Origin of the sequence: Desulfomicrobium macestii, assembly GCF_014873765.1 — a bacterium.
Taxonomy (GTDB): domain Bacteria; phylum Desulfobacterota; class Desulfovibrionia; order Desulfovibrionales; family Desulfomicrobiaceae; genus Desulfomicrobium; species Desulfomicrobium macestii.
The window spans coordinates 32,910-45,773 of sequence record NZ_JADBGG010000028.1 but is presented as its reverse complement, the minus strand read 5'-3'; the positions used below and the strand labels follow the sequence as shown (position 1 = coordinate 45,773).

10 protein-coding genes are annotated in these 12,864 nt (G+C 53.4%); 4 read left to right on the top strand and 6 right to left on the bottom strand.

All coding sequences use genetic code 11. The annotated features are described in order from the left end of the window. Nucleotides 1–67 precede the first annotated feature (67 nt). A complete protein-coding gene (locus H4684_RS15825) occupies nucleotides 68–454 on the top strand; it encodes a helix-turn-helix domain-containing protein (protein ID WP_192624502.1) in 387 nt (128 codons plus the stop codon). 487 nt (nucleotides 455–941) lie between these two features. On the opposite strand, the gene H4684_RS15820 is transcribed toward H4684_RS15825, so the two are convergent. Beyond that, entirely contained in the window at nucleotides 942–1,916 is a 975-nt protein-coding gene (locus tag H4684_RS15820; protein WP_192624501.1) for a helix-turn-helix transcriptional regulator, read from the bottom strand. A 222-nt stretch (nucleotides 1,917–2,138) separates the two neighbouring features. Between H4684_RS15820 and H4684_RS15815 the strand changes: the two genes are divergently transcribed. The 3 genes from H4684_RS15815 to H4684_RS15805 are packed head-to-tail and all read left to right on the top strand — an operon-like array spanning nucleotide 2,139 to nucleotide 8,191. Beyond that, entirely contained in the window at nucleotides 2,139–4,781 is a 2,643-nt protein-coding gene (locus H4684_RS15815) for a PD-(D/E)XK nuclease family protein (RefSeq protein ID WP_192624500.1), read from the top strand. Continuing rightward, entirely contained in the window at nucleotides 4,778–7,927 is a 3,150-nt protein-coding gene (locus H4684_RS15810) for a UvrD-helicase domain-containing protein (RefSeq protein ID WP_192624499.1), read from the top strand. The genes H4684_RS15815 and H4684_RS15810 overlap by 4 nt, the downstream gene beginning before the upstream one ends. 27 nt (nucleotides 7,928–7,954) lie before the next feature. Then, nucleotides 7,955–8,191, top strand: a complete 237-nt coding sequence (locus H4684_RS15805; protein WP_092194009.1) for a hypothetical protein — start codon at nucleotides 7,955–7,957, stop codon at nucleotides 8,189–8,191. Between the two features lie 148 nt (nucleotides 8,192–8,339). Here the strand turns inward: H4684_RS15805 and H4684_RS15800 are convergent, their stop codons facing one another. The 5 genes from H4684_RS15800 to H4684_RS15780 all read right to left on the bottom strand — a co-directional run bounded on the left by H4684_RS15800 (nucleotide 8,340) and on the right by H4684_RS15780 (nucleotide 12,787). After that, nucleotides 8,340–8,882 (bottom strand): YqiA/YcfP family alpha/beta fold hydrolase, encoded by a 543-nt coding sequence (locus tag H4684_RS15800; RefSeq protein WP_192624498.1) that lies wholly within the window; start codon nucleotides 8,880–8,882, stop codon nucleotides 8,340–8,342. A gap of 24 nt (nucleotides 8,883–8,906) precedes the next feature. After that, nucleotides 8,907–9,650: an LEM-3-like GIY-YIG domain-containing protein gene (locus H4684_RS15795; RefSeq protein WP_192624497.1), complete on the bottom strand. Its 744-nt coding sequence runs from the start codon at nucleotides 9,648–9,650 to the stop codon at nucleotides 8,907–8,909. Nucleotides 9,651–9,764: 114 nt separating this feature from the next. After that, nucleotides 9,765–10,895: an ADP-ribosylglycohydrolase family protein gene (locus H4684_RS15790; protein WP_192624496.1), complete on the bottom strand. Its 1,131-nt coding sequence runs from the start codon at nucleotides 10,893–10,895 to the stop codon at nucleotides 9,765–9,767. A 399-nt stretch (nucleotides 10,896–11,294) separates the two neighbouring features. Continuing rightward, on the bottom strand, nucleotides 11,295–12,197 hold the full coding sequence (locus tag H4684_RS15785) for a nucleotidyl transferase AbiEii/AbiGii toxin family protein (RefSeq protein WP_192624495.1): 903 nt from the start codon (nucleotides 12,195–12,197) through the stop codon (nucleotides 11,295–11,297). Beyond that, nucleotides 12,194–12,787 (bottom strand): type IV toxin-antitoxin system AbiEi family antitoxin domain-containing protein, encoded by a 594-nt coding sequence (locus H4684_RS15780; RefSeq protein WP_192624494.1) that lies wholly within the window; start codon nucleotides 12,785–12,787, stop codon nucleotides 12,194–12,196. The genes H4684_RS15785 and H4684_RS15780 overlap by 4 nt, the downstream gene beginning before the upstream one ends. Between the last annotated feature and the right edge of the window lie 77 nt (nucleotides 12,788–12,864).

Below are 12,864 nucleotides of genomic sequence, written 5' to 3'. Positions count from 1 at the left end.
TATCGTTAAATTATTTAGATTTTTCCTAAATTGATTTAGGAAAAAGATGAAAAATTTGGAGGACTAGATGAGTCGTGCGGGAATGGATTTGGAGTTCGAAGACGTTTTCAGGCGGATATCCGAGCAGACGGATCTCAAAACTTCGACGAACCTTGCAGAGTTTTTGGGGATATCGAGTGCTTCAGTGTCGAAGCAAAAAACCGGGAACACGTTTCCGGCAGCGTGGGCTATTTTGATTGCAAAACAATATAATCTGGATCTAAACTATATTGTTTTCGGGGAAAAATATGCGGATAAGATGAGGAAGGATGAAGAGGATATGAATATTTTAATTAAAAATTACATAGATAAAAAATATGATTTTGAATTAAAAGATGGTGGCTATTTTTTGAAAGCCCTTTCTGGAGAAATTGAGTTTATGATTGGTAGGTTTTTGGATCATGCTAAAAAGTAATACTTGTTTTTTGAAGCATATCCTCATGGCAGAAGTGGAGCCTCGAACAGCTTTTGAGTTCGATGTCGAGAGGGTGCCCGGTTTATTTCTAGCCACGACATTGATGATTCTTTTTATGATGGAATATGTCGAGTTATTCAGTCGCTTCCGCTAAGAATTTTCTAGCTGATTCCGACGCCTTTGAGACCGGAATCAGTGGTCAATTTGAGCCGCAATGAAGACTAAAAACAACATTTGATGCCTTTTTTTAAATTTTGTCCGACATACCTTAGTCACGATGCTTGTCCGACACGCCAATCTTGGGGAAGTCATCCTTGTAACATTCCAAATCCCCATATAGCCAGTCCTGCCAAAATCCTATGGTATTTCTGCATACGAACGTCCAAGAATAGCCACGGACTGGGAACGATAAAACTCGAGCATTTTTGGCCCCTCCAAAAGTTGGGTCACACGTAGCGCGATTGACCTGATATAAATGCTGCCCCTGTCATTGTTTCTTATACCGCTGCGCCATCTTCCTGATGGTCTTGATGGCCTCGTCCCTGAGCCACTGCGGCTCGATGATCTCGAAATTCCCTCCCCAGCGCAGGGCCCACCACAAGACCTCTTCCGGTTCCGCCACATCGACCTCAAATAAGAGGCTCCCGTCACTGTTTTCGGTGAGCTTTTGCGATGCGTGGCGGGACTCTTCGCGAATGAACGGTGCAATTTCCGCTGCGAACCAGACTTTGACGTGCTCGGGTTCCTGGTCCGAGGCGTAGATCCCGAAGACGTTGGTCCGCCTGCGGGCGAAGTCGTATTCGCGCAGATTCGAGAATGTCAGCCCAAGGTCGCGCACGCTGCGGATCCGGCACACCTTGAAACAGCGGATCTCCTTGCGCTCAATGCAGTAGCCGTCCAGGTACAGGAACCCATCGACCACGAACACCTGATAGGGCTCGACCTCGTAATCCTCGGCTGGCTGGCCCGGTTTGCAGTAGCTGATGCGGATGCGCCGGCGGTTGATGGTGGCGTTGAGCAGGTCGGGGACGATCCGCTCCTGCCGTGGATGCCCTTTATGGGCGAGATCCTGTTCGAGCAGTGCCTTGCAGACGTCGCAGAAGGATTTTTCTTGTCCGGCCATGAGTTTCGCCGCAGCTGCCCGGGCGTGCTTGGCCAGGAAGGACTCCTGCAATTCCCCTAACTGGCTCAACGCTAGGATGATGGCCAGGCGTTCGTCGAGGCTCAGGTCCGGAATTGGCAGGAACGCATCCTTTGTGAGGTCCTGCCGTTTTTTTGCCTTGTCATATTCGAAGCTGACCCCCAGCTTCTTCATGAATTCCCGATCACGGTTGTAAGTCGACTTGCCAATGCCCAGCTCCTTTTGAAGTGCCTTGGAGGACATTTCCGGTTTCGTCTTGACGAGTTGGTAGAGGAGCAGGATGCGCTGCAGTTGCTGGAGCTTCTGGGAATCTTTGTCCATGCTGATCTCGAATGGTTGGGGTTTGCCCTGAAAATGAGGGCTTTGAGCATCAATTTTATAATCGTCCCGAACGTACGGGACCATCTCCGCGATCAAGGGTAGCCTGCCCGGTGATCTTGCGCTAAGAAACAGCACGTTTGCAGATCGTATAGGAAACATGCTGAAATTCTTCGACTATGTTTGGTAGTAGCCGTAATCTAGATTCCTTTTGAGGGCAACATAATGCGCATTCGTTTTGGCCAGGACCTGGATGGAGAACACGGGACGCTCAGAGTCGACGAGCTTGATGCCAAGACCACCGGCCCTCTTGGACTGCTCGGCATTCTGGAAATGCAGCTTGGCTTGCCCCATAGGGAGGTTCCGGCCATCGAACGCGTCATGGCGTATCGGGAATGCCTCAAACGATGCGACCATCCCGATCGTTTTTATCATAAGACATTCGCGGTGGATGATCTGGAAACGGCAAGGACCCTTTTGGACTGGCGGGACCAATGGCACCTTCACGGATGGAGCGGCGTGTTTTCCAAAGAGGCCCCTGCGCGCCTGTCAGATATGCAGGACGTGGAGACCGAGGCCTCCGGACGCGTGCCCATGTCTGAAGGTCAGCGCTTGGCCCGCGTCGCTGCAAGGATGCGCAAGCGCAAACCTCGAATTTCCGTCCTGGAACTCTGCGAGCCGTTGGAATGGCATCCCTGGGCCTGGCAAGAGGTTCTGCGGCAATTGCCGCTCAGCATGCAGTCGCCTAGGCCTTCGGCATCGCCTGATTGCCTTCTCGGCAAGCTTCAAGCCGCCTTTGCCGCACAGGCGAGCGGTGATCTCCCCCCCAAGCTCCATTGGGTGGATGACGGCAGCCTTGCCATCGTAAGAGGCGAAACCCCTGTATCTGCTGGATACTGGCTGAGCACGCTTCTAAGCCGGTCGCCCAGGGAAACGCTTCTGGTTGTCCCCCAGCCAGATGCCCTCGCCGATACATTGCCGGTGTATGACCTGCCCCGTCCGAACTTTCAGGAACTCAGCGCCTTTCGTCCTGCGCTTCAGTTTTTGCCCCTTGTCCTTTCCCAGTTATGGACGCCAGTGGATATCCACGGCCTGATCAAGTTCATGGCCCATCCCTTGTGTTCCATTCCGCGTGAAATCAGTACAAAGCTCGCGGAAACCGTGGCCGCGTATCCAGGCATTGGGGGAGAGCCTTGGCAGGAAACCGTGAGCAAGCTCCAATCCCGTTGGAAAGAAAAAGGCCTCGAATGGGAGCGTGCGGACGAAAAGATCCGCTTTTGGTTGGAGCATGAGCGTTATCCTTTGGGCGAGACGGCTCCCATTACGTACGTCGCTGAACGCGTTGCAGCGGTCGCCGATCATTTCCGCGTCCGCCTGGGTGATCCGGACCCTGTGCGGCGAGCTGTTTTCCAGGGCGGGCACGCACAAGCTGTCGCATGCCAAACCGCTTTGCTGGCCCTGATCGAACAGGGAGAGACCGGGATCGGGATAAGCAAGCTCCAAGTGCTGGTGAACCAATGCACCTCCAAGGGCGCTGGGAATCCTTTCAGGTTTGCCGAGGCCGGCTCGTGCCGAAAGATCTCAAGTCCAGGGGCGGCGGTGGATCCCGCCGAGCGGGTGGTGTGGTGGCAACTGCAAGCCCCATCACTGCCAAAACCCTACCCTTGGTCGTCTGTCGAGCTTGCCTCGCTTCTTGCCGCAGGCGTGCGCATGCCCGGAGTGACCGAAGAACTGCGCAAAGAGGCATTGAACTGGCAAAAACCGATTCTGGCGGCGCAAGGCCAGGCCGTCCTGGTGCTGCCGCCGGCCGGTCAGGAAGTGCATCCTCTGTGGCTCATGATCGAGTCTCTCTTTGAAGACGATCACAAGCCGCAGGTTGCAGATCTGGAAACGATACTTGAACGCCCAGGCCCTGGTTGCCGTCAAATAGAGGCAAAACCGCTTCCCGCTCTGAAGCGCTGGTGGCGGATGCCGCAAGGCGCCACACTTAGCCCGCGAGACAAGGAGTCCTTCTCCAGCCTCGAAGCGTTTCTTTTCAATCCGTATCAATGGGTTTTGCGCTATCACGCCAAGCTGGAGCCCGGGAGGATCGTCGTAGCGGGGGACTCGTTTCTGCTCTTTGGCAATCTCTCCCATTCGCTGGTGGAGCGGTTCTTCAGGTGGCCCGAAGCACTCAGGTTCGATGACGAGGCGCTTCGGGCGTGGTTTGCACCGGCTTTTGACCGTCTTGTCGAAACCGAGGGCGCGCTGCTCCTCATGCCGGGCCGCAAGACGGAGTTGCAGAATTTTCGCGCGGAACTGCTCCGGGCCATGCTCGCCTTGCAGGCGCAGTTGCGAGCGGCAGGCGTCGTCAAGGTCGAGCCGGAAGTGGAACTTGCAGGCGTATTTGTCGGCGGGCATTTGACGGGTTATGCCGACCTGCTCGTGACTCGCGCGGATGGGCGGCGGGCCATCATCGACATGAAATGGGCCGGCGGGAAGAAGTATCCGGACAAGCTGGCCAAGAATCGGCATCTGCAGCTGACTCTCTATGGCGAACTGGTCAGGCAGCAGTATGGGGTTTGGCCGGACCTGAGCTACTTCATCATCAGCCAGGCCAAGCTCATCGCTCCGGATCAAGGCTTTTTCCCTAACGCGCAGCGCATCATGAGGGATGACGACGTCAAGGACGAGGGCGCCCTGGAGCTCTGGAGCCGCTTTCTGGTGACCTGGAATTGGCGGCGGGAGTTCCTTGATCAGGGCCTCATCGAGGTGGCGGTGGATGATTCGGAGGTGGCGGTTGCCCCCGCCGATGGCATGGCACTGGAAATCCTCAATCAGAATTACAACGAGTATCTGGCTCTGGCGGGATGGGAGGAAGAACTGTGAGCACGCTTCAATTTATCAGCGCCGGGGCAGGCAGCGGCAAGACATATACCCTGACCAAGATTCTTGGGGATGAATTGCAGAAGGGCAGTGTCCAGCCTGGCGGGGTCATCGCCACGACGTTCACGGTCAAGGCCGCGACGGAGCTCCGGGAGCGCGTGCGGCAGCATCTCCTGGGGAATGGTCTTTTTGATCTGGCCAACGCCATGGGCCAGGCTCGCATCGGGACCGTCAACGGGGTGTGCGGAGAGCTGCTGGAGCGGTTCGCCTTTGAAAACGGCCTTGCCCCGACGTTGCAGGTTGTCGATGAGAATCAGGCCAAGGTGTTGATGCAGAAGACCGTTGATGATGTTTTGTCCGGTGAAACCGTCGACGAGATGATTGGACTTTCGTGGCGGCTTGGCATCGAGGATTGGAGAGCCGACCTGCGCAAACTGGTCATGGAAGTTCGGGCGAACCGGATCGACCCATCCACGCTGCCCGCCATGGCGATTCGTAATGCCGAGTCGCTGCTTGATAAATTCGCAAAGCCCTATGCCGAGGACTTGTCGGCCCAGCTCATGGCTGCCATCGAGACTGCTCTTGAGGATTTGAAACCTTTTCTTGCCATGGAAAAGGTCACAAATAAGACTAAAAAATATTACCAGGATGTGCTCAATTTCCGACGTGCGCTGCGTAGTTCCAGGGCTCCCTGGTCCGAGTGGATCAAGTTTTCAAAGAACGATCCTGGGAAAAAAGCGATGACCCCGGCGATCGAAGATGCCGCAAATTTTGCGGGCATGTGTACGGCACATCCGATGCTACATGCTGACATTCGCAGTTATCTGAAGACTCTTTTCGAAACCTGTGCAGCCATAATCCAGAACTACCAGGCCAGGAAAAAAGAACTTGGCGTCGTGGATTTCACTGACCAGGAAGCCCTTTTTCTGGAGATGCTGGATAATCCTGATGTTGTGGCGGTTTTGTCTGACGAACTCGATCTGCTTCTGGTGGACGAATTCCAGGACACAAGCCCCATGCAATTGGCGCTTTTTCTCAAACTCTCCACGTTCGCGAAGCAGTGTTATTTCGTCGGTGACATCAAACAGGCCATTTACGGATTTCGAGGCAGTTCGCCGGAGCTCATGCAGCGGTTGCTTGCGGCCTTCCCGGAGATCGGTGGCGATGTGCGGATTCTCGATAAATCGTGGCGCTCAAGGCCGCCTTTGGTGCACCTGGTCAACGCAGTGTTCAAACATGCCTTTGAGGAATCCTTAAAGGAATCCGAGGTTGTTCTCACGCCTCAACGCAAAGAGGTGACTAAAAGCCCCGCGTTTGCAAACTGGGTCCTGGAAGGCGCCAATGTGGGTGAACGTTTTGAGGCCTTGGCTGGCGGCGTGCGGGCACTTGTCGATTCGGCAATGAGCGTGCCTGACAGCGGCTCCGCTGTTCGCCCTGTCCGTTACGGGGATATCGCCATCCTGACCCGCACCAATGACGGCGTTGACGCGGTGGCCAGTAGTCTGCGCGGTGCAGGCATTCCCGTGGCGACGGCCAGCGCCGGGCTCCTGAAGACGCCCGAGGCGGCATTGGCGCTGGCCTGTCTGCGCCGCGTCAGCGACAAGGGCGATACGCTTGCGACCGCCGAAATTATCTCTCTTTCCGAATGTGCGGAACCCGAAGAATGGCTGACGAATCGTCTGCACTATATTCAGCAGAAGCAGGAATCCAAGGCCTGGCTTGAAGAGGGCCCGGAAGCGCACCATCTTCTGGTTCGGATCGCGGCGCTTAGAGATCGACTTGAGGTACTTACCCCGCACGAAATGCTGCGTTTGCTGATCACGGAGTGCGACCTGCCGGCTTTGGTCATGCAATGGTGCGGCAACGCAGAGATGGCCCGGCTTCGTCTTGCCAACCTTGAGGCGCTGATCAATCTTGCCGAACAGTATCAGCTCACTTGCCGCTCATTGCGCGAGACAGTCACCATAGCCGGTTTTCTTGCCTGGCTGGATGAGGTGAAGGAGGCTGAAACCGATGCATTGGCTACTCCTGCGCTGGATGCGGTGACGGTCATGACCTGCCACAAAGCCAAGGGGTTGGAGTGGCCCGTGGTCATCTTGGCCGAACTTGAAAAAAACATCCGCAGCGGCGTGTGGTCGATCTCCACGTTTTCCGAAGGCGATTTTCGGGCCGACAATCCTCTTGCCGGGCGCAGCATCCATTACTGGCCCTGGCCATTCGGCAAGCAATCCACCGGCATTGACGTTCTGGAAACGATCGAGGCCTCGGAGGAAAACAAGAAGAGCCTGGCCGCAGCCATGGAGGAAGGCAAGCGCCTGCTCTATGTCGCAATGACCCGTCCCAGGGACATGCTGGTTCTGGCGCACAATCCCAAGGCCCGCTCAACAACTCCATGGCTCCGGACCCTTGGCGCGGACTGGATGACTCCCGGTGAGAAGCCGGAAACTCCGCTTGTTCTGCCAGATGGGACGAGCATTCCGTCCGAAGCGCGTCTTTTGGTCGCAGAGGAACCTGCGGAGCAAGAGGATGGCCAAAAAACGCTTTTCTGGTTCCAGCCTGCCAACGGTCGCAGCGAGTATCCGCCCCTTTTTGTCTCGCCTTCAGGCGTTGAAGGCCGTGAAACAACAATAGTCTGCCAGGAGAACATAGGGACCCCCATGCACGTTAAGCCCAGCCAACTTGATTGGAACGTGGCTGGAGACGCTTTGCACGCCTGTCTGGCCGCGAGTTTTACGGATGTCTCTGCCCCGCTGGAGCAAGAGGAGATTCAAGTTATTCTGGCCGGCTTCGGAGTTGGCGATGCGCTATCCGCCAGCGAGGTCAAAGCACAGACTGCCGCGTTACACGATTGGGTTAGATCGCGCTGGCCGCAGGGGATAGTACGTGCTGAGGTGCCTGTCTCGTGCGGCAATGGTGACGGGCAGATTTTACAGGGATGGATTGATCTTCTCGTTGAAACACCTGATGGATACGTCATCATTGACCACAAGTCCTCTATGGGGTCGGCAGGTCGGTTGCAGGAGATCGCCGAAGCATACTCAGGGCAACTGGATGCCTATGCCAGCGCTGTTAAGGTTGCTACGGGCAAAGGGGTAGCGGAGAAGTGGTTATTTTTGCCTGTTATTGGGATGACTGTTTGTATTGAGTGATGAATTTTTAATTTTTTGGAGTAATAAATGAAGTTTCCTGAATACTTAGATTTGTTTTCTCGTGGCGGAAGTGTTGAGGTTGAGGTAAAATTTAAAAGTAAAAAAAATATTTCTAAAGTTCGAATGAACCCGTGTGAGATATCCAAAATTTTATCTGAAGATGGTGAGTTCTTGAATAAAATGGAGTTTGATGGATATTGTTTAGAGATTTATAAATATGAGATTGATCCAATCAATAAAAAATTAATGATAAAGGCACAGTGATATTTTTGCGCTACAAGTTAGTTAGTGCTGTATTTTTCATGTCGTAATCAGTTAGATATAATGATAAAATGCCTAAATTTAGTTTTACAAGATTTTGAGTTGCCAAACATTCCTGTCTGTCAAATCAAAATCTATATTGGATGATCTTTCAATCGCCTTGGTCAAAGTTTTTTACGTTGCGAATTTTTTTCAATGCGGTCGCGACTTCCCTGACAATCGGGGTCTTGTCCTTGAACCTGTGTCCGCCTGTCTCGAAAGCCCTGATCGTCGCCGTACTTTGGAAGCGTTTGATCACTTCCTGCGGGTTGATGAGGTCGTCGTCGAGGTTGACGACGACGGTGATCGGGATGGTTTTCGGCGGCATTGGAACTTCGATCGCGGGATAGTTGTAAAAATACGGGTTGAGCAGGACGCAGGACAGGCCAAGGCTGGCTGGCAGGGTGTAGATCATGCGATAGGCCCAGTAGCCGCCCAGGGAAATGCCGACGATGAGCGCTCCTGGGTGAGGGGAGATGTACTCCTTCAAGTAGGCTTCAATTTCTCCGTGCGTGCGCTCCATGGGTTTGTAATCCGGGATGAGCACGTTGTACTCGTTGGAGAAATGTTCCCGGATTGCCTTGCCGCTGCCAGAGCCTTCCGGCGTGGACTGTTTGCCGTGTAGAAAAATGATGGTTTGTCTTTCATTATTCATATTAAGTTCCTTGATATATTTTGATTAGAAATTATATTTTATTGGATTTGATGCCCCTTTTTGTCTAAATTTTTCAGGTATTCTTTTACGCATATATAGTTGCTTTATGGAATCTTCAGCTTCTTTTCCAACGAACCCAAAACGTCCTTCTATGTCGACATTGAATTCTGGAAAATTAATTTTCTTTGCCTCCCTCCATTGCTCGATAACAAAAATTCCACAAATTACTCCTTGCTTGACTGCTAAAACATAATCAGCTTGTGCTGCTTTTTTAATATTTAATCTCCATGCAAATCGAACTGCGTCGTATATTTCGCTATTTATAATAGATTTATTAATTGTAATCATGAGAACATTATGTGCAATGTCGGCTTCCTCTGCTGCGTATTTGTTGATAATTTCTATGGAATTCATCGGCCCATAGTCATTGCTACTATGTCCACCTTGGATATTGGTTACGCCAGGGTAAGCGTCGATTAGGGCCGCCTCGACTTCTATTGACGTTTTTTCGTCCATGCCGTGTCTATGTATAACATGAATGACATGAAGGCCTGAATTTCGAATTTCTCTGATAGTTGATAATTTGTCACTTAAATCGTCTGATTCTTCTTTTTTAATTGCGCATTTCATGTGATTAAAAACTCTATTTCCCTTTCCTTTACCAATATAAAACGTTTCTCCATTTCTTGGATCGATTAGTCTATATACATAATATTTGATTTCATCAATCACCTCTGTTGGGAATTCGTCAATGTCGTATTGGTTCATTTTAGCTCCATATTTGTGATAAAATGTAAATCTTTCATATGAAAGGATAAGTTTGATTTGATAATGTGATATGTTGATGAAATCAAGACACACAATACATCTAATAGGGCGCGTTCAGAGAAAATTGTCACATGTCCAGGATTGTTTTCTCGCCTCTTCGATTAGTGAAAACACCTTTCCATCATCGCTTGCTGCCATCCGTCCGGTCAGACCAGCAACCCACCTTGCCGGAATCCCTCGCTTGCCGTGCAGCGCACCGACAGCGGCCCCGACGATGGACGCAATGGTGTCATTGTCCATCGTGTCGTTGACGGCCCGGACGATTGCTTCTTCCGGGTCATGGGCGTGGCGCATGAGGATGTAGAGGACGCTGGGCACGGTCTCCAGCAGATAGGCTCCGGAGTGCCAGATTTCGCAGGCCTCCATGACGCTCAGGTTTTCGCCGTATGCCCAGGCGAGCTTTTCGCTGACAAATTGATGCAACGGGCCATCGAATGAGTACTTCATGCATCCGCTTCTCGGGGAGTATCCGATGTTGCCTTGCAGATCGGTGGCCAGGGCTGCGTATCTTTTGGGCCACCAGGCAGGGTCGGGCGGCGTCTTCATGTCCAGCAGTTCCCAGAGCATGGCCGTGAAGGCCAGGCAGGAGGATGTGGACGCATGGTCATTGTGGGTCATCATGGCCGAGAGGGCAGTGTCCGTCCAGATGTCCGTGCCGCCGTGGCGCAGGTGCGGGATGAGTATGGGCGCGATTCGCATGAGCGCACCGTTGCCGGCTGAATGCGGCCCGCTTTCGTACCAGGGGCGGCCGGATTTGAATGCATCCAGAAAGCCCTTCACGGTTCGGCCGATACCGTAAATCCTGCCACTGTCCGCGAATTTCCGGGCCAGATGCTCCGGTATGAATTCCCCCTTGTCATCGATTAGTTGCTCCAGAGTCCAGAACGTCAACTGCGTGTCGTCGCTGGGATATCCCATTGCGTTGCCGGTCCGATCCCGGACCAGATAGTCGCGAATTTCACCGTGGAGTTGATGTCTGACCAGAGGAAGCTTTGATTCCGAGGTGTTCCCGAGAGAGTCGCCGATGGCAGCGCCCAGGAGCATGCCTTCTACGCGGTCAAAGTCGAAATCCGGCCCTTTGGGGGCAAGCTCATGGTCGAAGATTGTGCCGCGCTCCAGCCGTATGGCCTTGGTTTCAAATAGTTGGCGGAGTATGGCGGCGTTGAGCTGCCGTCTTTCGTTCATTCGTGATCTCCGGGACTTTCGGTTGCTGGATTCCTGGGTAGCGCAGGCATGGGTCGGATGGCTACAGCGCATAGCCGGGTGGTCAATATGGTCAGGGCTGGCTGGCGAAATCTCATTTGATTCAACCCAACACGCATGGGCGTCCATGGCGATGGAGTGGAGGATCTCTTCATAGGGGATAGGGGACTGTGCGTTCTGGTTCATCGTGCTCCTCGCTTGTTGCGACGAAGGTTTGGATGTGGTCGACGCATTCCTTGTGCAGTTTGCGACTCGACGCGGCAATCATGGCGGGCTGGATGGTCCCGCGATGCTGGGAGCATCCCGGCAAAGACATGGTGAGGGATGGTGAAAAGAAAAATGGACTTGTCTAGGGACGCGAAGGGGTGAAATGAGTGGGCTTCAGGACCATGGACCCGAGGCAGTCCATGTTTCGGGGGTTTCTGATTGTTCTGAGATCGAAGTAGCGATCGGCATTAGGAATATTGCAAGCGCTCTCGTGACTTCTTGAAACAAAACAGGGACATGCTCCTGCTCAAGTCTCTTGCGAAAGGCCATCCACTGGGTCTGTTTGACTTCGGCAAAGTCTCGGCTGAACGCTTCAATATCTCCAGGCAAGACAGTGTCCCGTTGTTTGAACGTCAACCTGATGGCCTCGGCCAGATTTTTCCCGATAAAGTCGAATTGTCTCGACAGTAGCCATATGTCGTAAAAGTCCTTCATTCGGCTATTCAGGGCGCCCAGAGACACCATGGCTTCAAATTTTTCGGCAATGGCGCTTTCTCGGCTGTAGCAAAGAAGTCGCGGGGCCGGGAAATCCAGCATTGTGGGCATTTCCGCCATCTCGGGGCCGGGATGGACGATATCGCCGAAGCCGATGTCAATTTGCATGTTGATGCGCGCCGTGCCCAGGCTCCCGAGAAATCGCACTCTGATTCCCTCATACTCGGCATCCTCGGTGATGCGCTCGGTCCGGAGCGAATCCGTGTCGAATGAAAGTCCGTCCATGCCCACATCCATCATCATGATATCCCGGACTTGACGGAGAATGAGCGCGTCCTCGCGGTTTGTCCTGCCAAGCATGTCGATATCCATGGTCGGCCTGAATTGGGGGGATCGCCAGACCCTGAGCATTAACGCCCCTTTGAGGACAAAGCGGTCCGCATGGGCAGAGCGGGAGAGGCGGTACAGAAAGCGCTCCATGGCATAGTACTGCAGGAGCTCATTGAAAGGCCTGTCGTCGTGGTGGGCACGGTTCAAGAGACGTTGTCTGACGGATGCCGAGATGTTCTTGCCGGATGTCACAGGGTTGCCTCCAGGTACGGCCGCATCACGTTCTGAACCCGACAGATTTTCGCATAGTCGAGCAGGGCTGCGAGCTTGAAGGGTTTCCGGGTTTTGTAGAGTTTCAGCGCCTCCAGCACCACGTCCATGCCGATCTTGTTTCGAAATTTGAAGCAGTCGGCGATGGTTTTTTCAGGGGAGTAGATGTTGACTGGCACTCCGTCGATCCGCTGCTCTTCGACGCCAGCCGTGTACGACGCACCAGAAAACCGGTGCACGAACAGCGGAGGATGGTTCAGCTCCGGCCGTCTTGCCTGAAGTGGAATGGCCACGGAGACTCCGTGCGGAATCTGTGTGGTCATCTCGTGGAAGGCGAGAGCGGAAATCAGGCAGATGACCGCGTTCGGGACGCGCAGTGCGACAGTCACCAGATCAGGGTTCCCGATGGGGGGCAGTTCCACGAGGCGGTACACCCCGCGGCTGAGCTGCTCGATCACGCCCCTGTCCCTGAGAGAGTAGAGCATGTAGCGGGAGATGCCGTGCGCGATGGCTTCGCTCATGCGCAGTTGGCCGCCGTTGGCTCGGAATATGTCTTCAGGGGTCTGCTTCATGGATTCTTTCAGACAAATTGTCGCTATTTGTTAATAAGTGTGGACAATATGTCTTGTCACGATTGGAAAATCAAGAC